Raw genomic sequence first — 23,372 nt, 5'->3', positions numbered from 1 at the left:
AGGTAGTACGATGTCAGTAATAACGCTGGCAACAGTTGAAAAAACAATCAAATAACAAAAAAAGGAAGATTATTTATGCTGACTGAATTTCAAAAGAGAAAGCTCAGCTTGCGCTTTTATATGGCTGATACCTCCAAGGATGGAATGGTAGAACTAGCAGACTTTGAACAGCAAGGTCAAAAGGTTGCTGAACTGATAGGGATTCAACCAGGTTCAACAGAGTATGAGAAAATTATCTCCACTTATGTCGCTAACTGGGAAATTTATTGGAAACCGGCTGATGCAGATGGTGACAATAAAATCACCGTAGATGAATACCTGAAGTCAGCCGATATTTTGATTGCGGAAAATACAGGCAAAAAAACCAAACTTAGGGTTAATAAAGCCTTTTTTGATTCTATCGATTTAGATAGAGATGGAGAAATTACATTAAACGAGTACACAATCTATTTGAAGGCAGTAGGTCGCTCGGAAGAAGACGCTAAAATGGCTTTTTCCAAAATTGATACGAATGGGGATGGGAAACTTTCCCGAGATGAGTTTGCCACAGCATTATACGACTATCACGCAAGTAACGATCCACAAGCGCCCGCCAACAGGTTTTTCAGTTTGTACTAAGCGTTACCCACCCCTGGTAGTTTAGCTATGAATTATCCCTACCAAATCTGGTGGGTGTGCGTAATTTTTATGGGATTAGTTATGGAGAATTTGTATGTCTGAAACCAAAGAACGAACCACCAAAACTAACAAAGAAGCCTTAATTCCCGATACTATTCTCGACGTACAGCAAACAACCTGTTGTATCGTTGGGGGCGGGCCGGCAGGGGCAGTTCTGGCACTGATATTAGCACGTCAAGGTATTTCTGTGATACTGCTGGAGGCACACAAAACTTTTGAGCGCGATTTCCGGGGCGACCTAATTCATGCGGGGGCGATGGAAATTATGGACGAACTGGGGATTTGCGATCGCTTGCTCGAGCACATTCCCCACACAAAGACTGACAAAATGGAATTCATCACTTCCGAGCAGAGGGTGACGTTCGCAGACTTCAGTCGCTTGAAGAGTAAGCACTCCTACATCACCATACTGTCCCAGGGAAAGTTGCTTAGCTTTCTCACTATCGAGGCGAAACGCTACCCAAACTTTCAGCTAGTTATGGGTGCGAATGTGCAACAACTAATTGAAGAAAATGGAGTTATTACAGGGGTTCGCTATCGGGGAAGTGGTGGCTGGCACGAAGTGCGATCGCAATTAACAGTAGCAGCCGACGGACGCTTTTCCAATATGCGTAAATTATCAGGCATGGAACTGATCGAGGCTGTAGCACCCATAGATGTCTGTTGGTTTCGTCTGCCCAGAAATGCTGAAGAGCCAGAAGGTGGTGTGAGCATACGCCTTGGCAGCAAGCGAGCCTTAGTTGTATACAAAACCTTTGATGGGAATTGGCAGATTGGCTTCAACATTCCCAAGGGACACTACCAACAGCTTCAGGCAAAGGGCATAGAGGCTATGCGACAGTCTATTGTCGGGGTAGTCCCAGAGTTTGCTGATCGCGTGGAACATCTCAAAGATTGGAAGCAGGTAACGCTCCTTTTAGTCGCAGTGGGCCGACTACCTCGCTGGTATCGCCAGGGACTGCTTTTAATTGGCGACGCAGCCCACGTCATGTCGCCTCTGGGTGGGGTTGGCATCACCTACGCCATCCACGATGCTGTTGCCGCTGCCAACGTCTTGAGCGAGCCGCTCAAGGCAGGTCAGCTACAGATTTCTCATCTGGCAGCAGTGCAGCGCCAACGAGAATTACCCATAAAAGTCATCCAGGCATTTCAGTATTTTACGCAGACGCAGGTTAACGCCAAAGCACTCCGAGCGGATAACACGTTGAGGCTGCCGATATATTGGGGTCTGCCATTGTTACCTGACATCGTTGCCCGACTGCTGGCGTTTGGGATTTTCCCACCTCATTTGAAGGCAAAGTTAAGGTTTGTATGATGATGATGAAGTCTGCGGGGTTTTGTTAAGCTATAGCAATCCTAAATCATTTGTGAAGACTATCTACAGCGTTTTAATAAATTTAATTTGCTTAGCGGGTGACAAGGCACCTCTAGTTTAAACAGGACAAAGGTTTGAGAGAATGGTAAGGCAAAAAAATAAGGAGCCACACGGGCTCCCCAAAAAACAAAATGTTGCCCCCATCATACCAAAAAATCCTGCGTACTCATCTCAATGAAAGCCAGTACTTAACCTTACAACTGCTGTTGTTATTGCTTCAGGCTCATCGTCAGGTCAAACTCTCCGTATTAGCCAGTGTCTTTCCTCAACCAATTCAATATCAAAGCCGCAAACGAAATTTACAACGTTTTTTAGTGTTGCCTCAGTTGTGCGTCAAACTGTTGTGGTTTCCCCTGATTAAATATTGGATTCGTCAAGAGCAAACGGGAAAGCGCTTAAACCGAGAACAACGTCGTTGTGTACGAAAACTCAAGCATCAAAAGTATGGCTATTGGATCATTGCAATCGACCGAACACAGTGGAAAGGACACAATATATTTATGGTTAGTCTGGTCTGGGGAACTCATGCTCTTCCGATATATTGGGAAGTCTTAAAGAAGTCAGGTAACAGTGACCTCAAGACTCAAAAACGACTTTTAGGTACAGTCCTTCTTCTGTTTAAGAACTATCCCGTCTTGGTCTTAGGCGATCGAGAGTTCCATAGCCCCAAACTCGCATCATGGCTTGATTCCAGGGGCGTATCCTTTGCACTGCGTCAGAAAAAGGACTTCCAATTTCAAGAGAATTTAGGTGAAGACTATCAAGTGCTCAAAAAGCTTGGCTTCAAACCTGGGATGTCCAATTTTTATCAGAATATTTTGGGAAATAAAGGAGACGGTTTAGGACCATTTAATCTGGCTGTATATTGGAAACGAAAATATCGTAAGCCAGGGCCAAAAGAACCTTGGTATATTCTGACAAATCTCCCCAATCTGAAGCTTAGTTTAGATGTTTATTGTTGTCGGTGGGGTATCGAACAGATGTTCAAAGATTACAAAACTGGTGGTTATAATTTAGAAGATACCAAGGTCAATGAAGCTCGCTTTTTAGCCTTAGTCTTGTTGATTGCGATAGCTTATAGTTTGGCAACGATTCACGGACAATGGATCAAGAAATTAGGTATAGAAATTTATGCTGGACGGCTCAATGAGCATCAAGACAAAACGCCACGCCAGAGTGAATTTAGTCTGAGCCTCTATGGACAACGGTGGATCTATGGGATGGAATTATGGAACGATTGGGTAATAAGTCTAATTGCACTCAAGCCCCATAAACGTCTCTATTTTCAGCGTGGCTTCTACGCCCTATCCCTCATGCAGCAAGCATTATAGGTGCGTTGTCACCCGTTAAGTTTAATTTGTTGTTGATTCTTTCGATTATTCTATTAGTTGTTCTTTGCTCAAAATAACCGACGATATCCGGGAGCCACCGCTTAATTGAGGGGATTCGTTGTTGCTGATTTTAATCGACACTAAAATTTTGTAATGTAAAGATTTTTGTCACTACTAAAAACTTATGCTATATGGTGTATTATTTGCACAAATAGCAACAGTTGAAAAAACCATTAAACGAGAAAACCAGGAAGATTATTTATGCTGACTGAATTTCAAAAGAGAAAGCTCAGCTTGCGCTTTTATATGGCTGATACGTCCAAGGATGGAATCGTAGAATTAGCCGACTTTGAACAGCAAGGTCAAAAGGTTGCTGAGCTCAGGGGGATTCAACCCGGTTCGACAGAGTATGAAAAAATCATCTCCGCCTATCGCAATATATGGTCAATTTATTGGGAGGGCGCTGATACAGATGGTGACAATAAAGTCACCCTGGATGAATATCTGAAGTTCGCAGATCGTGTGATTGCGGTAAAAACAGACGAAAAAACTAAATTGGAGCAGGTTAAAGCTCTTTTTGATATTATCGATGTAGATGGCAATGGAGAGATTGAATTAAAAGAGTACGCAATCTATTTGAAAGCAGTAGGAAAATCGGAAGAAGACGCTAAAATTGCTTTTTCCAAAATTGACACGAACGGGGATGGGAAACTTTCCCGAGATGAATTTGCCAAAGCTCTATACGACTATCACGCAAGTAACGATCCACAAGATCCCGCCAATTGGGTTTTCGGTTCGTATTGAACACAGTCGTATAGCGGTTCTCAGAAAGATGAGGTATGATTGACAGATTATATAACCATTTAAACGTATAGGGCTGAAGCCCAACTACGTACCTCATCTTTTTGAGAAAGGCTATATATCGGTTAAAGCTCGCATAAAGAGGAACCGTTTCAGACAGTTCTTCTAAAGGCAACATCTTTATTCAGATCGAAGTAGGGGATTTTTACAAAATAGAAATTCTCTACCTTTCCCATTAATAGTAAACTGCTTTTAACGCTATGTACCAACAAGAAAATTTTCAATCTTCACAACAGATATCTCCCCAGACAGCCATGCAGCAAATGATAACTAGCTATTGGCTGACCCAGGCGATTTACGTTGCTGCCAAACTTAATATTGCCGATTTATTGAAAGACGGCGCGAAGAGTTGCGAGGAACTGGCAATAGAAACTAAAGTACACGCGCGATCGCTTTACCGGCTCATGCGTGCCCTGGCGAGTGTGGGGATTTTTGCTGAGACTGAACCGGATTATTTTACCCTAACACCGCTTGCTGCTTGTCTGGCGAGTGAAGTTCCCGGCTCGCTGCGTGCTTTGGCTATTATGAATGGGGAGGAATTCTACCAAGGTTGGGGACATTTGATGCACAGCGTGCAAACGGGAGAAAACGCTTTCGAGCATTTATACAGCACGAACCTTTTTCAGTATTATGCCCAAAACCCCGAACCCAGCAAGATTTTTGACTCAGCGATGACGATTAAATCAGAAAATAGACAAGACCAGATCGCCTCTAGCTACGACTTTTCATCGATCGGCAAATTAGTCGATGTAGGAGGTGGATGCGGAAGTTTAATTTCCATGATTCTCAAGGCAAACCCTACTATGGAAGGGGTTTTGTTTGACCTAGCGCCAGCGATAGAAAGTGCAAAAGAGTTGATAGCATCAAAAGGAATTGCGGAACGCTGCCAATTAATTAGCGGAGATTTCTTTGAGTCCGTGCCTAGCGGTGGCGATACTTACATTCTCCAGAACATTGTACATGACTGGGACGATCGACGGGCAATTACTATCCTCAAAAACTGCCGCCGCGCTATGGGGGATAAAGGAAAGCTTTTGTTGGCTGAAATGGTAATTCCGCTCGGGAATAAAACCTTATCATCGTTCTCGTTTCTCGACCTAAATATGCTAGTGATGCTTCCTGGTGGCAGCGAGCGAACGGAGGCTGAATATCGAGCGCTTTTTGAAGCAGCAGGTTTCCAACTGACCAAAATCGTGCCCACGCAATCGACGATCAGCCTAATTGAGGGCGTGCCAGTTTAGAAATATGCTTTGCTGAACTCCTACCTAATGAAAATTTCACCACTTTTCAATCAACAATCCCAGTTAACGGTAGTGATTTTTTTTTAGAACTTGTTTAATAAATTTGTAGAGCTTAACTGGCTTTTTCACCTTGTCCAGAAACTCCCAAAGTTAAAAGCTAAAGACAGCCTTTGTGGAAAAAAACTGGATATCATAAATTTCTCCAAAATGGAAACTCATCGCCTTAAGGCTAGGAGGAGTTTTTTAGGCTGTTTTCCGCAGTGAAATTACTAACTGATAATGGTTGACAATTAAGCTAGACATTGCTACATTTGAAAGAAATTAAGCACAACCTCGAATTCGAGCGAGTGTCTAAAGGCTTTTTGACTAAGCCGTTGCGCTCCATAGTTCACCTAGCTCTCAAGAATCCCATTCCCTGAGCGGGGTGGGAGTGTCAAACCGATGCCAAAGGACATGATATGACCTCCCTACAAAACCTCTGGCATATAGGGAAATTCCACTTCATCTGAAGGGGAAATCGATGCAACGGAAGGTCAGCAATGACGCTGGCAACAGAAAAAACCATCAAACGAGAAAACGAGGAAGATTATTTATGTTGACTGAATTTCAGAAGAGAAAGCTCACCCTGCGCTTTTATATGAACGACACGTCCAAGGATGGAATCGTAGAATTAGCCGATTTTGAACATCAAGGTCAAAAGGTTGCTGAACTGAGGGGGATTCAACCGGGTTCTACCGAGTATGAGAAAATTATTTCCACCTATGTCCTTCTGTGGGAAACTTATTGGAAACCTGCTGATGCAGATGGCGACAATCAAGTCACCGTGGATGAATACCTGAAGTTCGGCGATATTTTGATTGCAGCAAATAAAGACGCAAAAAACGAAAAAACCAAATTGGGGCCGAGTCAAGCTGTTTTTGATACTGTCGATATAAATGGGGATGGAGAGATTGACTTAAAAGAGTATGCAATCTATTTGAAGGCAGTAGGTCGCTCGGAAGAAGACGCTAAAATCGCTTTTTCCAAAATAGACAAGGACGGGGATGGGAAACTTTCCAGAGATGAATTTGCCATAGCCCTATACGACTATCACACAAGCAACGATCCACAAGATCCCGCCAACTGGGCTTTTGGTTCGTATTGAACGCCACTCCAGCTAAGTCCCCAGCCGTACATCGGTTAAATTTCGCAGAAATAGGAACCGTTTTAGAGACTTCTTTTGAAGGAAACATCTTTAATTAGATCGAGGTAAGGAATATTTACAGAATAAAAATTCCCTGCCTCGGTCAACCAACTTGTGTCATTTTTTTACTAAGGTCAGAGAAGTTAGATTTATGAAAAAGCTAGCAGTTGTAACGGGTGCTAATCGCGGATTAGGTTTTGAAACGTGCCGCCAACTGGCACAAAGAGATATTCAAGTCATTCTCACCAGTCGCGATCGAGTCAAGGGTCAAACGGCAGTTGATAAATTGCAAGCGGAGAAATTGGATGTCAAATATCACCCGCTTGACGTGACTAATCCAGAGAGCATTGAAAGTCTTTCTCAATTTATTAGCAAAGAATTTGGTCACTTGGACATTCTGGTTAATAATGCAGGCATTCTTACAGATTGGGTCGAAAATCCAGACGGAGATATCTTCAAGGCGAAAGTTGACACCTTACGTGAAACAATCGAAACTAATGTCTATGGGCCATTACAGTTGTGCCAGCAGTTAATCCCGCTGATGAAAGTTCAGAATTATGGACGGGTTGTGAATTTATCTTCTAGTCTAGGTAAGTTATCAAGCAATATGGATTTTACTGTATTTCCCACATACGGAATTACAAAAACTGCGGTAAACGCAGTGACGGTACTATTTGCTAATGCCTTAAAAGACACGAATATCTTGATAAATTCAGTCAATCCAGGCTGGGTTCAAACTGATATGGGTGGCCCCCATGCGATCCGCACGATTGCAGAAGGAGTTGATACGATTGTGTGGTTAGCAACGTTGCCGGATGGTGGGCCGACAGGGGGATTTTTCCAAGATAAAAATCTGATTACTTGGTAGATGCACGAATTTGTGAAAGCTGTGCGATCGCACAGCTTTCACAATTCTACCTTTAGTGAAGTAAGAACTTTCAGATAATAAGAAAAAAAACTTAGTTAGGTATGAACCGATTATTAGGTGTATCCGAGCATATTAGGTGGCTGCTAGACCAAAGATGGTCGTTCAATTTCGCTCTGACGGCGCGAGTTAGAGGGACGATCGCCATCCCACAGCTAACTAATGCCCTCGCTTGGGTACAGCGCCGTCATCCCTTATTAGCTGTAAAAATAGCCGTTAACGAACATCAGCAACCGCGATTTGTATCAGAAGGCGTTCCCCCCATCCCCCTGCGAGTGGTACAGCGACAAGGAGATCACCACTGGTGTCAGGAAACAGAAGCCGAACTGTCGCTTCCTTTCTCCTATAGCACAGAACCGCTGCTGCGCGTAGTATTTCTCCAGGGTGAGGCAGTTTCGGAACTGATTTTTACCTGCTACCACTCCATCTGTGACGGTTTATCAACAATCTACTTAATCCGGGACATCTTGCAGGAAATTAGCACCCCTGGTAGCACTCGCGAGATATTGCCAGAACTTCCCTGCTGGGAAGAACTTATTCCCCTCTCGAAGAAGGACAGCATCAGTGGTAATGCGATCGCCACCGCCGCACCGACTCACAAAATAAACCCATCTAATGCTGGCGTAGATTTGAATCGTGTCAGCGATCGAAAGCAAATTAAAAAAAGCCAGGGATCGAGGATCTTGCACTGGAGCCTCTCTACAGAGGAAACCGTTACAAATGCTGGCATAGATTTGAATCGTGTCAGCGATAAAAAGCAAATTAAAAAAAGCCAGGGCTCGAGCATCCTGCACTGGTGTCTCTCTCCAGAGGAAACCGCTACATTTGTTTCGCGTTGTCGAGAGAATCAAACTAGCGTTCAAGGTGCTCTCTGCACAGCCTTTCTCCTGTCAATAGGCGAACAGATGAATTACCCAGAAGATACGGTTCACAAATGTCTCTCTCCTTGCAATATACGAAAGTATCTCGTGCCAGAAATAGGGGAAGATTTTGGCTTATACATCTGTGGTTTATTAACTGCCCACACTCTGAAGCCAGAAATAAATTTCTGGGATTTGGCGCGAGAAATAAAACATCAACTTAATGAATGGACAGCAGGCAAATTATTTGAGGATATTCCACGAACTAAGGCATTTCTCTCCACCAAACCAGACCCACAAATGGTCTACGACCAAATGGATAACAACATTAAACTGGTTGTCACCAATCTGGGGCGCTTAAATATACCACAAAATTATGGCTCTCTTTTTTTAGAGGCTATATATGGCCCAACAGTGCAGTCTTCTGAAAATGCAAAAACTGTGGGTGTAATAACGCTGGGAGATCGGATGTTCTTGACTTTGACCTTCTCAGAATCAGTATTGCCACGCTCCCTTGCTAAGAAAATTCAGATCGGTGCGATGCGGCAACTTAGCGAAGCTTTAGAAACTCCCAGTCAAGCTTTCGATCGCGCTGGATTAGGTATCGCATAACAAATTATTCGCCGTTCTCCCGTGAGATTTTAGATGATTAAAATAAATTTAGGAGGCATCTATGAATTCCGATCGGCTAGAGTTTAATCACTGTTGCGTTAATGGTTTAATTTTGCCACCTTTCGTAACAGAAGAGCGACTTCGTAATTTGGCAACTTTCCAGACAAAACCAGGAGATGTTTTTGTAGTCAGCTATCCAAAGACAGGAACAATATGGCTAACTCAAATAATTAAAGCCCTCGCCAAACCAGGTCTACCAGAAGGAATAGATGTGGTACAGATTGGGGTAGACACAGTACCTTTTTTTGAATTGAACGAGACAAAAAAACTAGAAGCTTACCCCTCGCCTCGCTATATATACACACATTTGCCATATTCCCTGATGCCAGACGATCGCGAGAATAATTTAAAGTATATCTATCTGGCTAGAAACCCAAAAGATGTGGCTGTTTCGTATTTTTATTTCATGCAAGCTTTGAAACTGTATAGCTTTGAAGGGACGTGGGACATTTTTTTGGAATATTTTATGAACGGAAATCTTCCTTATGGTTCTTATTACACTCACCTGCTCGATTGGTTGCAAAAGAAAGAGCAAAAAAACCTACTTTTTCTAAAATACGAAGACCTTCATAAAGATTTCTTAGGGAATATCAATAAAATTGCTGATTTTCTAGGCTGTGCTTTATCGGAAGAAGAAGCGCAAATAATCTCTCAAAAATGTAGTTTTTCGTACATGAAAGCCAACCCAATATCGAATATGGATAGCATAGCAAACCAAATGTATAAAAAGGGAAGTAACTACTCATTCATGCGGAAGGGTACTGTCGGCGACTGGCAGAACTATTTTTCCGACAAGCAGTTGGAAGAGTTCAACCAAGTGTGCGATCGCTATATGGAAGGAACTGGCATTGATTTTGAATTTATATTGGAGTAATTTCTTGCTGACGGATTTTTTTTTAAATAGCCAATATCCGCCCTGAATAGACAATATATTTTGGAGAATTTTCATGTCTGAAGCAAGAGAAGAGGCGATCGTAACTGACAAAGAACCCCCGATTTCCGATGCCATTAAAGACGTGCAGCACACAAGCTGTTGTATCGTAGGGGGCGGGCCTACAGGGGTGGTTCTGGCACTGATATTGGCGCGTCAAGGCATTCCCGTAACGCTGATTGAGGCACACAAGAATTTCGATCGCGATTTTCGGGGTGATGTCCTGCACGCTGGGGCGATGGAAATTATGGATGAACTGGGTCTAACGGAGCGCCTGCTTGCTCAGATTCCTCACTCCAAGAAGGAGAAAATGGAATTCGTAACCCCCGATCAAAGGGTGGTATTTGCAGACTTTACTCGCTTGAAGAGTCGGCACCCTTACTTCACAATAATTCCCCAACCAAAGTTTCTGGAATTTCTGATTGCCGAGGCGAAACGCTACCCAAGCTTTCAGTTGCTTGCAGGTGCAAACGTGCGACAGTTGATTGAAGAAGACGGAATTATTCGCGGGGTTCGCTATCGCGGAGAGGGGGGCTGGCACGAAGTGCGATCGCACCTCACAATAGGCGCAGACGGGCGCTTTTCCAATGTCCGCAAATTAGCAGGTATGGAACTGATTGAGACTGCTGCCTTACCCATCGATCTGCTTTGGTTTCGCCTGCCCCGACAATCCCAGGATCAGGAGGGTTTAATCGTGCGCTTTGGTATCAAACGCGCCTTGGTAATATACAACACTTATGATGGCAATTGGCAGATTGCCTATTACATTCCCAAGGGTTACTACAGTCAGCTTCAGGCTGCTGGCATAGAAGCGCTGCGACAGTCTATTGTCGAAATTGTCCCAGAGTTTGCCGATCGCGTGGAGTATCTAAAGGATTGGAAGCAGGCATCCCTTCTCACAATCAAACTAGGCCGACTCGATCGCTGGTATCGCCCCGGTTTACTTTTGTTGGGTGATGCCGCCCACGTCATGTCATCTATGGGCGGAGTTGGTATCACCTACGCAATCCAGGATGCTGTTGCTGCGGCGAACATTCTAATCGAACCGCTCAAACGCGGCGAGGTGCAGCTAAAGCATCTAACAGCAGTGCAACGTCAACGAGAGTTACCGGTAAAAATCATGCAGTGGTTTCAGTCATTTGTGCAGACGAATGTCACCGCTAAAGCAGTACAAGCAGATAAGACATTGAAGCTGCCTGCCTATTGGAGTATGCCGATTTTGCGCGACATTCCTGCCCAAATTATGGCATTGGGAGTTTTCCCACCTCACCTAAAGAAAAAATACAAATTGCTGGATGACAATGTTGATGCTGCTGTTACGTCATCTGAGAAAACCCTGACAAACTAAAGCTGCACTAGCAAGTTTACTGCTGACAGGCGTGCTATAATCCGCCCATTGAGGCGGCTAATTGAAGGATATTTTTAACGAAAGTATTGAGCAAATACTTGTCAGAAATTAGGTAGTCTGTGGCAGACAGATTCACCCATTTTACTTAGGGAAAAAACTTAAATATGAATCGATTATTAGGAGTGTCCGAGCATCTGAGATGGCTGCTCGATCAAAAATGGTCATTCAACTTCGTTTTGACAGCGCGTATTAAAGGGGCGATCGCCGTCGAATCGCTAACCGATGCCCTCGCTTGGGTACAGCGCCGACATCCTTTATTAGGTGTAAAAATAGTCACCGACGAACATCAGCAACCGCGCTTTGTATCAGAAGGCGTTCCCCCCATCCCACTGCGAGTGTTGCAGCGACTTGGAGATAACCATTGGTGTCAGGAAACAGAAGCCGAACTTTCGCTTCCTTTCCCCTGGAACACAGGCCCGCTAGTGCGTGTCGTATTTCTCCAAAGTGAAGAGGTTTCGGAACTGATTATTACCTGCCACCACTCCATCGGCGACGGTTTATCAACAATCTACTTAATCCGGGACATCTTGCAGGAGATTAGCACCCCTGGTAGCACTCGCGAAATATTGCCAGAACTTCCATCCTGGGAAGAACTTATTTTTCTGAGTGAGGATAGTATTAATGGTAGTGCGATCGCCCAGAGCATACCAATTCAAAAAAAGACTACATCAGAAAATGCGGGCGTAGAGTTGAATCGCGTTACGGACACAAAGGCTATTCAGGAAAGCCAGCGATCGAGCATACTTCACTGGGATCTTTCTCCAGAGGAAACCACCATACTTGTTTCGCGCTGTCGAGACAAAAAAACTAGCGTTCACAGTGCTATCTGCGCTGCTTTTCTCTTGGCAATAGCCAAACAAATAAATTGGCCAGAAAATGCCCTTCACAAATGTGTCTCTCCGTGCAATGTTAGAAATTACGTTGTCCCAGGAATTGGTGAAGATTTTGGGCTTTATGTGTGTGGTTTATTTACTGCTCACGAGATCGCTCCAGAAACCAGCTTCTGGGAAGTAGCGCAAGAGGTCAAGCACCAAATAAATGAGTTGACAGCGCTAGAGAAAATATTTAAGTATATTCGACCAACTAAAGCTTTTCTTTCTACCCAGCCCGACCCGCAAATTGTGTATCAGCAAATGGCACAAAAGGGGGATTTATGCGTCACAAATTTAGGGCGATTAAATATCCCACAAGAATTTGGCTCTCTATCTTTAGAGGCCATCTACGGCCCTATAGTGCAGTCTTCAGAAAATATAAAGATTGTAGGCGTAACAACGCTGGGAGGCAAAATGTTCTTGACTTTGACCTTCTCTGATTCGGTTTGGCCGCGATCGCTTGCCGAACAAATTAAGCGTGAAGCGATCGAGCAACTTCAAGAAGCAATTTGTTCAGAAACTCACAGCAATTGCCATAGTGATGATATCCTTTTAGCTTCGGAACTATGATATTAACGTGAATCTGTGTAGGAACTCCGACTTATGGCTACATCTTCTCCTGACTCAGCATCTAGTTCTTCTGATCGGTGGTTGCGCGGCTTAAGTTTGGTATTGCTGGCCACTGTTGCCGTATCGCTTCAGAATGTCATAACTAGAATTGCTCTATCCCCAAAGGCTATTCCCATTCTGGGAGGAATTATTAACCTGGGGGGATATATTGACCCCACTGCCGATAAAATGCAAGTTACGCTGCTAGAGCTGCTGCTGCGAATTAGCTTTGTAGTACCGCTTTCGTGGCTAATTATGCCTGTGTTTAAACCGGGAGCTTGGGGAGAGGCGCGATCGGTAATCCTAGGTAGCGATCGGATGCTGAAATTGCAGATTGTAGCAGCAGGCATTTTTCTATTTTTGTCTCAAATAGGTATTTATTTATCGATCGCAAATATTGGCCCAGCAATGGCAATCACCATCTTCTTTACTTATCCGACGGTGACAACGCTGTTGGCTTGGAAATTATTTAGCGATCGCCCATCTTTGCAGCAATGGTTAGCAATTATCTTGATTTACATCGGCTGTGCTTGGCTAGCATTCAAGCCAATCGATCAAAACTTATTTTGTCCGCCGATCTGCGTAAAACACCCGCCCAGTGCCGCCGCTTTACCTCCTGCACCCAATCAAACTCCAACTCCCAACGCATCAAATGCGCCTACGATTCCCAAGCCAGCAACCCAATCAAATCCCATCATCGGTTATCTCGCGGCAATCATATCCAGTATTGTCTTTGCATTGGAAGGAATAATTGCCCAATCCTGCTTTAGTAAAATCAATCCTGCTACTTTTACAGCCCTGGTTTTTACAGTAGAGTGGTTAGTATTAATGGCGGTAACGCTTCCTTTGATCCATGTAGATATCAATCAAGGGCTGATATTGATGGGAGGTTTACTCTGCTTGACTACTTTCTCTACATATTTGTTTAGCAACTTTGGGATTAAGGCAATTGGAGCAGCTTCTACTGCAATTCTTGTCTCCAGCCGCCCCGCTGTAACGTCGATTTTAGCATTACTAATTATTGGCGATACATTGCTACCAGAACAGTGGGGTTCTATCATAGTTGTAACTGCGGGAGTGGTATTGATGAATGTGGCAAAGACTATGAAAAAACCTACTTAGTTTAAGTGCAATTCTTCAGGGGGCGACAATCGCCCCCTGAAATGGATTTCCGTTCCAAGGAATTCCCAAAATGATCTATAGAACCCATTTGAGATATTTTAGCGATCGCGTCTAGCAGTTGTGAGGCTCACAGCAGGCTTTTGCTCACAAAGGAGTGCTTGAAGAACTGATGAGAGTCTTACCTTGTCAAGTCCGCGAGCAGGTAAAAAAAATGGAAGCGTGAAGCGATGTAGCAATTTCAAGAAGCGATATAGCAATCCTCGCATCAGTCGCAAAATCTAGCGAGACCAGAATCCTTGCAGTGCGAGCCAGAAAGCTCGCGTATAATGCAAGCAAATCATTGAGGATTGCTATATACTCAGAAACTCACAGCAAAGGTTTCGATCTTTACTTTTAAAATAAATGCCAATACCTGTCTAGCCTAAGTTCTTGACAGATTTATCGCTGCATTTATCTCGCTATCTAGATGACCAAATATCTATCATCCAAACCCAATAAAACAGTCTGCCTAAGAAGCTACAGCCAAGTTTACAGATTCCTCTAATTCATCGCTGTACATGAATTGATCTAACATTTTACTTATCTCCTCTTGGGATATATTTCCATCTCTGTTAATATCAAACTGTTCAAAAACAGCTTTGGCTTGGTTTGTATCAATTTTGTAACCCTGATAAAACATTTTCAGTTTATTGAGAGAATCTTCTCCGTCTTCATTACTATCAATGAGTTTCGTAAAGGAGTCGGCAAAATCATGATCGAGACGGCTAGTCATATATTCTAGCCATTCGTCGATCGTAATTATCCCATCTCCATTAGTATCCATTAAACTTTGCATCTTCTTCTCCAATCCAATCCAAAATGAATGAACTATCGAATAGTCTGGAGAGCCAAGTGTCCAGCCCCTAATACCTGCAATTGCCTGAAAGCCCTCCTCAAAATCTATTGACTCAATCACCCCATTTTTGTTATGATCTAACAAATCAAACAGCTTTCTCATTTTGCGTTCGCGCTGCTTGTTAACAGCAGAAGATAAGTTTGATGCTGTCGCCACCTGCCAGCCAAAGATACTTGCTACCGCCATGATTATTGTTCCACTCCAAAACGGCCAATCGGAACCCAAGCTTCCGAATAGAAACCCAGCCCCGAGTGGCCCAATAATTCTTCCCAAAGTCGAGACTGATTCTGCCAATCCCAGAACCTCACCTTGCTGCTTCGCTCCGGCAGATTGAGAGAGCAAGCTATTTAATAGAGGCCTACAAAGAAAAAAGCCGCTGCCCGTCAGGGAAACTGCTCCCACTACTAACGGTAAGTTCGTTGAGAAGGGTATCAAAAATACCCCAAAGCCAACTACAATCAGCCCCCCAAACACCGAATTGGCTTCACCAAACCTTTTAGCTAACGGTTCGACAAACTTAGTTTGGACAATAACAGACATTAGCCCCCAAAATATATAGACATAGCCAATTTCCTTAGGACCCCAACCTAACTTTTCGTTACTCCAGAGCGCAAGGATAGCCAACGTTCCCAGCCCTACAAGCGTCATCAAAAACAATAATAATAGGAGGAGACCTGTAGATGGAGTATTGAGAATCTCGACCAACCTCGTAAGGTCGAATCGGCGTGGCTTTTCTACAGTTCTGGCTTGAGTTTTTATAGTTTCAGGCAGACCTAAGAAGGCAATGGTAAATGCCAACAGTGACATACCGGTGGCAAATAAAGGCGGCAGCATCAAGTTGGGGTTTTGAGGGTCCGAACCAACCAAAAAAGAGCTAATAGCAGGGCCCAAACATAAGCCCAGACCAAATGCTGCTCCAACTATAGCCATGCCCTTTGTTCTAGTTTCCTTGGTTGTAATGTCAGACATATACACCATTGCTAGCAGGAAGCTCGCTGCCATTATCCCTTCCAATATGCGGGCGCCAAATAGCATCCACAGGGTATTCGCTTGGCTCAACCACAGAAAAGCTAAACTACTACCGATTAGGCTAAACAATAACGTTGGACGGCGGCCGAAGCGATCGCTCATCTTACCCCATAAGGGCCCGCAGATGAACTGGAGCAACGAATATACGCTAAAAAGTAACGTGACTGTGCTGGTTGAGGCTCCGAACTTCAGAGCGTAAAATGGTAGCAACGGAAGCATCAGACCAAAACCAATCGTATCTACTAATACGCTTAAAAACAAAATAGAATGTACTTTGCGGTTGTTCATACTCAAAATTAGTGCGAGCAAGTCAGGTTGGCAATAGTTTGTATATCTACTGAGCCGCCGAAAGCGTTTCTGATCCTGCAGCGAATTTAGGCGAGAGTCACGGCACTTTAGTCGCGTCATGACTCTCGCCATCTCATACTGAGTATCAACTTCGGCGTGCTGACCCAGATATTGGCTGAAAATAAGGAGTGATATCCATCATACTACTGATATCCATCATACTTAGGAGTTGTTACTCCATGAGATATTTTCAAGATATTGATTAATAGGATAATTTGTATGTCTGAACCAAAAGAACAAACCACCAAAACTGTCCAAGATCAGTCAACTCCCGATAGGATTCTCGACGTGCAGCAAACAACCTGTTGTATCGTTGGGGGTGGGCCTACAGGGGTAGTTTTGGCACTGATATTGGCGCGTCAAGGTATTCCGGTTATGCTGCTAGAGGCGCACAAAACCTTTGAACGCGACTTCCGCGGCGACCTAATTCAAGCTGGGGCGATGGAAATTATGGACGAACTGGGTCTAACGGAACGCTTGCTCGCACAGGTTCCTCACTCCAAAACAAGCCAAATGGAATTCAGCCTTTGCGGTCAAACAGTTTCCTTTGCAAACTTCAGCAAATTGAAGACTCGACATCCATACATCACCATCATTCCCCAGGTAAAGTTGATTGAGTTTCTCACTAATGAAGCGAAACGCTATCCAAACTTTCAGTTGCTTGCAGGTGCAAACGTACAACAGCTAATTGAAGAAGATGGTATGATTCGCGGTGTCCGCTATCGAGGACAGGGGGGCTGGCACGAAGTGCGATCGCAGTTAACAATAGCAGCCGACGGGCGCTTCTCCTCGGTTCGTAAATTAGCAGGTATGGAATTGATTGAGACAGCAGCACCAATGGATCTCCTTTGGTTTCGCCTGCCCAGACACCCCGATGAACCAGAGGGGCTGAGAGTGCGCTATGGTAGCAAGCGCGTCTTAGTTACATACAACACCTCTGATGGAAATTGGCAGATTGCTGCCGTCATTCCCAAGGGGTACTACCGCCAGATGCAAGCTGAAGGCATAGAGGCGCTGCAACAGTCTATCGTCGAAGTCGTTCCTGAGTTTGGCGATCGCGTACACTATTTGAAAGATTGGCAGCAGACATCACTTCTCTCAGTCCAAATGGGCAGACTCTCCCAATGGTATCGCCCTGGTCTGCTTTTACTGGGTGACGCAGCCCACGTCATGTCGCCTCTGGGTGGAGTTGGCATCACCTATGCCATTCAGGATGCTGTGGCGGCGGCAAACATCCTGAGCGAACCGCTCAAGCGTGGCGAAGTGCAGCTAAATCATCTGGCAAAAGTGCAGCACCAGCGCGAGTTCGCAATCAAAGTCATCCAAGGGTTTCAGTCCTTTACGCAGAAGCGGATTACCGCCAAAGCAGTGCAAGCGGATAACTCGTTGAAGCTGCCAATATATTTGCGTTTGCCACTGTTGAGTGACCTTCGGGCGCGATTGTTTGCATTTGGGGCTTTTCCACCTCATGTCAAGGTCAAATTCAGCTTGTAGGATGCTGACTATCAATTTACCAATATCTAAGTTTTGGTTTTTCTAATTTAAAGGAGTCGAGTGAAATGTTTGAATCCGAAGAACTGATTAAGATGAGAGCAAAACTGGCTGGGGAAGCTGGTGCTGCATATCCTCAAGCAAGAAAAGATGATGTTCAAGTAATGTATCAATATCTAAATCCCCAACCAGAAGAACATATCTTAGGATTTTGGGAAGGAAATGGCTTCTTTTGTAAATTCATCGCCGAAGCAGTTGGCTCACAAGGAAAATATCTTGTTAGCGACCCTTCAGCCTACTTACTTGATCGTCTAAAATCTAGATTTCCGATGCCACAAGTCGAAACTTTAGTCAGCAGTTCTGAGGACTTAGACCTCCCTGCTGAATCTTTGGATAAAGCTTGGAGTTTTGCCACGTTTCATGATGCCCTAAGTCAAACACAAGTAGTTGCGAATATTTACAAGGCATTAAAACCGGGCGGATTATTATTCATAGGTGACGTTTTTCAAGGAAGTTCAGCATCCAGATATTTTGACTCCATAGTGAGTAAATATCGTGAAGGGGGACATGAAGCAAAATTTCTATCCGAAGAATTTGCTGATTCTCTATGTTTTGTTAATGGATTCAAGAGCGAAAAAGTTCGCGTAGTAGAATTACTACAAAAATGGTACTTCCACTCAGAAAATGATATTGCCACATTTCTCTATAAAATTTTGGCAATGAACTTATTCGCTGGAGATGAACCAGAAAGAATAGAACAAACTCGTAAAGGGCTTAAAGAGTTTTTTGAAATAGAATACAACGAGGGATTGTACGAATTACACTGGCCTATGAAAGCCCTTATTGCTGAGAAATAAAATTTCTTCTTTTGCAGGCTTGACTCTTAGCAATGCCCACTTAGCGCAAAAATCCCAAGTTATAGCAGCCCCACCGACAGCTTTGGTTTATGGGCTTCAGGGAACTTTTCGCTTTGCTGCACTGATTCTTTTGATTGCAATTGGATTGCTAGTAGTTGTCTGGAGGATGGCTCAAAAATCGCGCCATAGTTACTAATAGCCGAAAATTCTAGATTGTTCAATTTCCCCTTTCATAGAGCTTTGAGACTATTATGTTAGTCGATGAAAATTCTAAAATTTTATCTTTCCTAGACTGTTGCGATAAATCCAGTTTGAAAAAGCCTGCTTTCGTTACCTTGCAGCAGACATACAGCTATCAGGATGTACGATCTCGCGTTGCTGCAATGGTCAACCTTCTGCGTGCCCAAGGTTTGATGCCTGGACAGCGCGTTTTAACGATCGCAGATAACGATGAATATGCAGTTTTCTTTTTTCTTGCTGCCAGCGCTATTGGCATTCAGGTTCTGATTCCCTACAATCTCAAGGAAGCTGCTTTGCTCGAATGGATTAATATCATCGAGATAGCCAAACCAGAGCATATTATCTACCTAAAAAAAACGGATACGGTGCTGATTGAGAAATTACACATCTCCGGTGTTAATCTTGTCGAGATTAACCGAGTTCAAATCGAGACAATAGATGAAGCAGTTTCTAATATCATCGTTGAAGCTTCCAGTCCAGTTGAAAAATTCCTAGTTCTTTTCACTAGCGGAACCACAGGTAATCCGAAAGCAATTAGTCTTCAGGAAAGACTGATCGCCCGACGTATTCTGAAGGTATCGGCGACACTAAAGTTCCACTCTGACGCACACATAATGATGTCAGGACTGATGAACAATACCACCGGCATCATTTTTTCCTTGGGTGCATTGGCACACAAGGCTACCCTATTTTTTCCAGACAGTCCAGATGTTGCAGATTGGGCACCACAGATACAAAAGCATCGCTTAACTCATATTATGCTGCGCCCAGTCTTTATGAAAGATTTTTTGGAAGATTCACGCACAGTCAAAGCAGATTTGAGTAGCCTACAAGTCATTGCTTATGGCGCTGCACCATTGCCTATAAAAGTCCTAGAAGAAGGGCGGAGACTTATCCCTTGTGAATGGATTCAGGGCTATGGTTTGAGTGAAACTTTCGGCCCTTTCTGCTGGCTAATGGAAGAAGAGCATAAACTAAAACTTTATGCTCAGTATGTCCATTGTATTGGACGACCAGATGATTCGGTTGATGTAGCTGTTTTCGATGCCAGCGGCAATTCCTTGCCCGTCAACGAAATTGGTGAAATTGTGGTGCGTAGTTCAGGGATGATGGAAGGTTATTGCAATTTTGAAAAAAATACCATTGAGTCCCTTGGTGAATGGTTTCACACAGGGGACTTTGGAATGTTTTCCAGCGAAGGTTATCTTGTACTCAAAGGAAGAGAAGCCGAAACCATCCTGACACCAAATGGTCACAAAATTTATCCCAGCGAAATCGAGAATCTTCTTTACAAAATTCCAGGTGTTGAGGAGGCAGTGCTTGTCGGCTGGTCAACCTCTGAAACAGCAGTTAAATATCCCGTTGTCTGCATTTATTGTACGCAGGATCTTCAAAACGATCCAGTCGCTCTAACAAATGCCTTATCTGAAAGCTTCCAAAATACGCTCAGTCCCGAAAAATGGCCGACTTTTCTTTACATATCGCCCGAACCTTTGCCAAAAAACCAGAACGGCAAAATTGTGAAGCGGGATATTCTCCCCTTCATTAAACCCGAAAAAATGATAGAATTTTCTACAATTTAAAAACGAAATCATGAAAGCAACAATACATTCTATTCTCTGCCACGCTCCAACTAATGCTGTCTATGGAATCATTTCCAACAGCGAGCGATGGCCTGACATTTTTGAGCCTTGTCTTAACGTCGAATCCCTTGAAAAAAAGGATGGCTACGAAGTCATCCGCGTTACTGCGGAAGTGAACAAAGTGGAGATGCAGTGGGTTTCCCATAGGTTTTTAAACGAGGAGATTTATGGCATTGACTTTGAAACAAATCCCCCATTGCCACTGCTCAAATCCATGCAAGGTCGCTGGCGGGTGGTGTCGCTCGAAGAGGGGGGATGCCTACTTTTTCTTGAACACAATTTTCAGGTAAAGGATGATGTAACAGGTTTAGTGGAGGGTGTTACCACACCTGATGAGGCGGTTGACTTTATGATGCAAGCGATCCACCGCAACACCATCAAGGAATTGAATTCCATCAAGAAACTGGCAGAAGAGAATAACTAAGTAGAAACAAAATCATGAAAAACACATTTCATTCGATCGTATGCCATGCCCCGGTAAAGGCTGTTTATCAAATCATCTCCGACACTGCCCAATGGCCCGATCTGTTTGAGAGTTGCGTCAGCACAGAAGTTCTGGAAAAAGGTGACGCTTACCAACTGGTTCGCATTACTGCCCAGGAAAATGGCAGAGAAATGACATGGGACACGCACCGGAAGTTTTTGCCTGAGATCAATGGAGTTGATTTCTACCTACCCGTACCCATGCCACTGTTGACGGATATGCAAGGGCGCTGGCGAGTTGTGCCGCTTGACAGTGGTGGAAGTCTGCTCTTTGTTGAACGTAGTTTTACAGTCAAGGAAGACGTGACTGGTTTGGTAGAGGGCGTAACAACATCAGAAGAAGCCGTCGATTTTATGCTCAATTTTATCCATCGCAACGGTGGGAAGGAAATGATCGCTATTAAAAGCATAGTGGAAGGTAAAGACCATCAGGAGGATGAACTTTCTTTTTCCTTTGAATCCAGTCGCGTTCTGCCCTTTCCGGGGGTAGATATTTACAACCTTTTAGCTGATGCTGCCAACTGGTCTTCGCTGCTTCCCCATTGTCAGGCGGTGGATATGCTTTACGATGACGGCAGCAATCAGGAATTTATTATGGAGGTGGGAACGGCGTATGGTAATGAGCGCATTCGCAGCATCCGTCGCTGTCGCCGAGATGTCTTGACCATTGAGTATTTTCAGCCAAAACCGCCTCCAGTGATGAGTAGACATAGCGGTCGCTGGACGCTGAATAATGTACCAGGTGGAACGGAGGTTTTTGCCCGCCACGAGTTTCAGATCGAGCCGAATACCTGCCGCAATTTATTCGGAGAGGGTGACATAACATCCTACAAGCAACGGCTTCATGATGCACTGGAGAAAAATTCTCTAGCCACTATTGCCGCTTGTCAAAATTATTTAGCTGGGAAGGAATCATAATGAATATGCCATTGAGCGTCCCAGAAGAAATATATCTCGCTTGTCGGTATTTTTTGCCGCGTATTTTGTTCTGGCAATCCGAATGGGGCGATTTGGCAATCGCTCTTAGTGATTTTCCCAAAGATTGCACAGATATAAGTACCCCGGAGTTCTGGGAACACTGGATGAAGGGTTGGTCTAAGCTTGGCGATCGCTATGTTGCACAAGCCGAAACCTGCTCCTATAAAATGGGGCAGCGTCACCTCTTTCGCAGTGCAACCAGTTGTTACCACTGGGCGGAGTTTATGTACTTCTCTGATTCCGCTCAGAAGAGTGCATTACGACAGTGTGTTAAGGATTATTTTCTCAAAAGCTGGGATGAAAATGTCCGCCTCCTAAACCCAGGTAAAATTGAGTGGAACGGGGTGGTAATTCCTTACTATTTGCTATTACCGGACAATGTTGACCCCCATCAACCTTTACCCTGTGTAATCCTGTCTAACGGTCTTGATTCAGTTACAGAAGTTGAGGTTATTACTTTCGCTGAACATTTTGTGAACCGAGGCTTTGCGGCTTTCTTGTTCGATGGGCCCGGGCAAGGAATCAATCTCGGTCGTTCTCCAATTCCTGTAAATTTTGAGGAAGTGGTTGCCAGTATTGTTGATACCTTGTCTGCTGACGCACGCATTGATGAGAATCAGCTTGGTTTCTTTGGAGTTAGCTTTGGCGGCTATATTGCTTTGCGGGTAGCGAAACATTTGGGTAATAAATTCAAGGCAGTTGTGAATCTGTCAGGCGGCCCATATATCACGCCGTTTGACAAAATGAAGCGCCGTCTCAAAGAAGATTTTCAGTATGCCTTCATGGAACCTGAAAAAAATGCTATGCCTGACCTTTTCGATCGCCTGACACTGGATATATCTGGTGGTTGTGAAACGAATGTGCTGTCAATTCACGGTGAACTAGATGATATTTTTCCGGTTCGTGGTATTCAGGAACTCGATCGTAAATGGGGCGCTCGCCACCAGGCGATCGTTTATGAACAGGAGGTTCATGTTTGCCTGAACCAAATCAACCAGTACATAGTAACAATCGCAGATTGGATGGGATCGCAACTTGCCCCAGAGAAAACAGTTTAGTCTGAACTTCCCCCATTGACAAAAGGCATCGGAGTATGTAGGGCAAGCCTGGCCAGGATTTTGACCCCCGTTCTACTGGGTACAAATCAGAGAAACGCCCAGTAAATCTAGAGCCTTTTGTTGCACAATTGTTGGTTGAGTAATTTTATCGAAAACAAAAGTAGCACCACTACTTCTTTCTTTTGGCTTCATCATGGTTCACATGGAGAATACCGAGTTATTTGAACAGGACTCGCTGAACTAACCGATCGGCGATCGCTTCAGGAGGCAAAACTTCAACCG

At 44.1% G+C, this 23,372-nt stretch carries 19 protein-coding genes; 18 read left to right on the top strand and 1 reads right to left on the bottom strand.

The window, feature by feature from the left end; translation table 11 throughout:
• The first annotated feature begins 75 nt into the window (after positions 1-75).
• The 12 genes from QUA20_RS25080 (at position 76) to QUA20_RS25025 (ending at position 14,068) form a co-directional block, all read left to right on the top strand.
• On the top strand, positions 76-618 hold the full coding sequence (locus QUA20_RS25080) for an EF-hand domain-containing protein (protein WP_333192113.1): 543 nt from the start codon (positions 76-78) through the stop codon (positions 616-618).
• 94 nt (positions 619-712) lie between these two features.
• Complete coding sequence (locus tag QUA20_RS25075) at positions 713-1,993, top strand: FAD-dependent oxidoreductase (protein ID WP_333192112.1); 1,281 nt, start codon at positions 713-715, stop codon at positions 1,991-1,993.
• Between the two features lie 191 nt (positions 1,994-2,184).
• Positions 2,185-3,384 (top strand): IS4 family transposase, encoded by a 1,200-nt coding sequence (locus tag QUA20_RS25070; protein WP_333192109.1) that lies wholly within the window; start codon positions 2,185-2,187, stop codon positions 3,382-3,384.
• A 261-nt stretch (positions 3,385-3,645) separates the two neighbouring features.
• The gene (locus QUA20_RS25065) at positions 3,646-4,188 is read left to right on the top strand and encodes an EF-hand domain-containing protein (RefSeq protein ID WP_333192106.1); all 543 of its coding nucleotides are present in this window, start codon (positions 3,646-3,648) and stop codon (positions 4,186-4,188) included.
• 257 nt (positions 4,189-4,445) lie between these two features.
• The gene (locus QUA20_RS25060) at positions 4,446-5,486 is read left to right on the top strand and encodes a methyltransferase (protein ID WP_333192104.1); all 1,041 of its coding nucleotides are present in this window, start codon (positions 4,446-4,448) and stop codon (positions 5,484-5,486) included.
• Between the two features lie 592 nt (positions 5,487-6,078).
• Positions 6,079-6,630 (top strand): EF-hand domain-containing protein, encoded by a 552-nt coding sequence (locus QUA20_RS25055; RefSeq protein ID WP_333192101.1) that lies wholly within the window; start codon positions 6,079-6,081, stop codon positions 6,628-6,630.
• A 190-nt stretch (positions 6,631-6,820) separates the two neighbouring features.
• On the top strand, positions 6,821-7,537 hold the full coding sequence (locus QUA20_RS25050) for an SDR family oxidoreductase (RefSeq protein ID WP_333192099.1): 717 nt from the start codon (positions 6,821-6,823) through the stop codon (positions 7,535-7,537).
• Positions 7,538-7,638: 101 nt separating this feature from the next.
• Positions 7,639-9,066 (top strand): phthiocerol/phthiodiolone dimycocerosyl transferase family protein, encoded by a 1,428-nt coding sequence (locus QUA20_RS25045; protein WP_333192097.1) that lies wholly within the window; start codon positions 7,639-7,641, stop codon positions 9,064-9,066.
• Positions 9,067-9,127: 61 nt separating this feature from the next.
• Positions 9,128-10,000 carry a sulfotransferase domain-containing protein gene (locus QUA20_RS25040; RefSeq protein WP_333192095.1) on the top strand — a complete coding sequence of 291 codons (873 nt, stop codon included), beginning with the start codon at positions 9,128-9,130 and terminating at the stop codon, positions 9,998-10,000.
• Positions 10,001-10,073: 73 nt separating this feature from the next.
• On the top strand, positions 10,074-11,405 hold the full coding sequence (locus tag QUA20_RS25035) for an FAD-dependent oxidoreductase (RefSeq protein ID WP_333192094.1): 1,332 nt from the start codon (positions 10,074-10,076) through the stop codon (positions 11,403-11,405).
• A gap of 164 nt (positions 11,406-11,569) precedes the next feature.
• Positions 11,570-12,907 carry a condensation domain-containing protein gene (locus QUA20_RS25030; RefSeq protein ID WP_333192092.1) on the top strand — a complete coding sequence of 446 codons (1,338 nt, stop codon included), beginning with the start codon at positions 11,570-11,572 and terminating at the stop codon, positions 12,905-12,907.
• A gap of 33 nt (positions 12,908-12,940) precedes the next feature.
• Complete coding sequence (locus QUA20_RS25025; protein ID WP_333192091.1) at positions 12,941-14,068, top strand: DMT family transporter; 1,128 nt, start codon at positions 12,941-12,943, stop codon at positions 14,066-14,068.
• A 508-nt stretch (positions 14,069-14,576) separates the two neighbouring features.
• On the opposite strand, the gene QUA20_RS25020 is transcribed toward QUA20_RS25025, so the two are convergent.
• Positions 14,577-16,280 carry an MFS transporter gene (locus QUA20_RS25020; protein WP_333192088.1) on the bottom strand — a complete coding sequence of 568 codons (1,704 nt, stop codon included), beginning with the start codon at positions 16,278-16,280 and terminating at the stop codon, positions 14,577-14,579.
• 279 nt (positions 16,281-16,559) lie between these two features.
• Here QUA20_RS25020 and QUA20_RS25015 point away from each other — a divergent pair, with 279 nt between their 5' ends.
• The 6 genes from QUA20_RS25015 (at position 16,560) to QUA20_RS24990 (ending at position 23,090) form a co-directional block, all read left to right on the top strand.
• A complete protein-coding gene (locus QUA20_RS25015) occupies positions 16,560-17,834 on the top strand; it encodes an FAD-dependent oxidoreductase (protein ID WP_333192086.1) in 1,275 nt (424 codons plus the stop codon).
• Between the two features lie 65 nt (positions 17,835-17,899).
• A complete protein-coding gene (locus QUA20_RS25010) occupies positions 17,900-18,688 on the top strand; it encodes a class I SAM-dependent methyltransferase (RefSeq protein ID WP_333192083.1) in 789 nt (262 codons plus the stop codon).
• Between the two features lie 251 nt (positions 18,689-18,939).
• A complete protein-coding gene (locus QUA20_RS25005; RefSeq protein WP_333192080.1) occupies positions 18,940-20,511 on the top strand; it encodes a long-chain fatty acid--CoA ligase in 1,572 nt (523 codons plus the stop codon).
• A 10-nt stretch (positions 20,512-20,521) separates the two neighbouring features.
• Positions 20,522-20,995: an aromatase/cyclase gene (locus tag QUA20_RS25000; protein ID WP_333192078.1), complete on the top strand. Its 474-nt coding sequence runs from the start codon at positions 20,522-20,524 to the stop codon at positions 20,993-20,995.
• Between the two features lie 14 nt (positions 20,996-21,009).
• Positions 21,010-21,972: an SRPBCC family protein gene (locus tag QUA20_RS24995; RefSeq protein WP_333192075.1), complete on the top strand. Its 963-nt coding sequence runs from the start codon at positions 21,010-21,012 to the stop codon at positions 21,970-21,972.
• Positions 21,939-23,090, top strand: a complete 1,152-nt coding sequence (locus QUA20_RS24990; RefSeq protein WP_333192073.1) for a prolyl oligopeptidase family serine peptidase — start codon at positions 21,939-21,941, stop codon at positions 23,088-23,090. The genes QUA20_RS24995 and QUA20_RS24990 overlap by 34 nt, the downstream gene beginning before the upstream one ends.
• The last annotated feature ends 282 nt before the right edge of the window (positions 23,091-23,372 follow it).

This window comes from Microcoleus sp. Pol7_A1 (assembly GCF_036701085.1).
In the GTDB taxonomy this organism is placed as follows: domain Bacteria; phylum Cyanobacteriota; class Cyanobacteriia; order Cyanobacteriales; family Microcoleaceae; genus Microcoleus; species Microcoleus asticus.
This window is presented reverse-complemented; position numbering and strand designations above follow the sequence as displayed.

Coding starts and splice junctions, on each gene's coding strand:
- QUA20_RS25080 (WP_333192113.1), top strand. CDS start 76: ATGCTGACTGAATTTCAAAAGAGAAAGCTCAGCTTGCGCTTTTATATG.
- QUA20_RS25075 (WP_333192112.1), top strand. CDS start 713: ATGTCTGAAACCAAAGAACGAACCACCAAAACTAACAAAGAAGCCTTA.
- QUA20_RS25070 (WP_333192109.1), top strand. CDS start 2,185: ATGTTGCCCCCATCATACCAAAAAATCCTGCGTACTCATCTCAATGAA.
- QUA20_RS25065 (WP_333192106.1), top strand. CDS start 3,646: ATGCTGACTGAATTTCAAAAGAGAAAGCTCAGCTTGCGCTTTTATATG.
- QUA20_RS25060 (WP_333192104.1), top strand. CDS start 4,446: ATGTACCAACAAGAAAATTTTCAATCTTCACAACAGATATCTCCCCAG.
- QUA20_RS25055 (WP_333192101.1), top strand. CDS start 6,079: ATGTTGACTGAATTTCAGAAGAGAAAGCTCACCCTGCGCTTTTATATG.
- QUA20_RS25050 (WP_333192099.1), top strand. CDS start 6,821: ATGAAAAAGCTAGCAGTTGTAACGGGTGCTAATCGCGGATTAGGTTTT.
- QUA20_RS25045 (WP_333192097.1), top strand. CDS start 7,639: ATGAACCGATTATTAGGTGTATCCGAGCATATTAGGTGGCTGCTAGAC.
- QUA20_RS25040 (WP_333192095.1), top strand. CDS start 9,128: ATGAATTCCGATCGGCTAGAGTTTAATCACTGTTGCGTTAATGGTTTA.
- QUA20_RS25035 (WP_333192094.1), top strand. CDS start 10,074: ATGTCTGAAGCAAGAGAAGAGGCGATCGTAACTGACAAAGAACCCCCG.
- QUA20_RS25030 (WP_333192092.1), top strand. CDS start 11,570: ATGAATCGATTATTAGGAGTGTCCGAGCATCTGAGATGGCTGCTCGAT.
- QUA20_RS25025 (WP_333192091.1), top strand. CDS start 12,941: ATGGCTACATCTTCTCCTGACTCAGCATCTAGTTCTTCTGATCGGTGG.
- QUA20_RS25020 (WP_333192088.1), bottom strand. CDS start 16,280: ATGAACAACCGCAAAGTACATTCTATTTTGTTTTTAAGCGTATTAGTA.
- QUA20_RS25015 (WP_333192086.1), top strand. CDS start 16,560: ATGTCTGAACCAAAAGAACAAACCACCAAAACTGTCCAAGATCAGTCA.
- QUA20_RS25010 (WP_333192083.1), top strand. CDS start 17,900: ATGTTTGAATCCGAAGAACTGATTAAGATGAGAGCAAAACTGGCTGGG.
- QUA20_RS25005 (WP_333192080.1), top strand. CDS start 18,940: ATGTTAGTCGATGAAAATTCTAAAATTTTATCTTTCCTAGACTGTTGC.
- QUA20_RS25000 (WP_333192078.1), top strand. CDS start 20,522: ATGAAAGCAACAATACATTCTATTCTCTGCCACGCTCCAACTAATGCT.
- QUA20_RS24995 (WP_333192075.1), top strand. CDS start 21,010: ATGAAAAACACATTTCATTCGATCGTATGCCATGCCCCGGTAAAGGCT.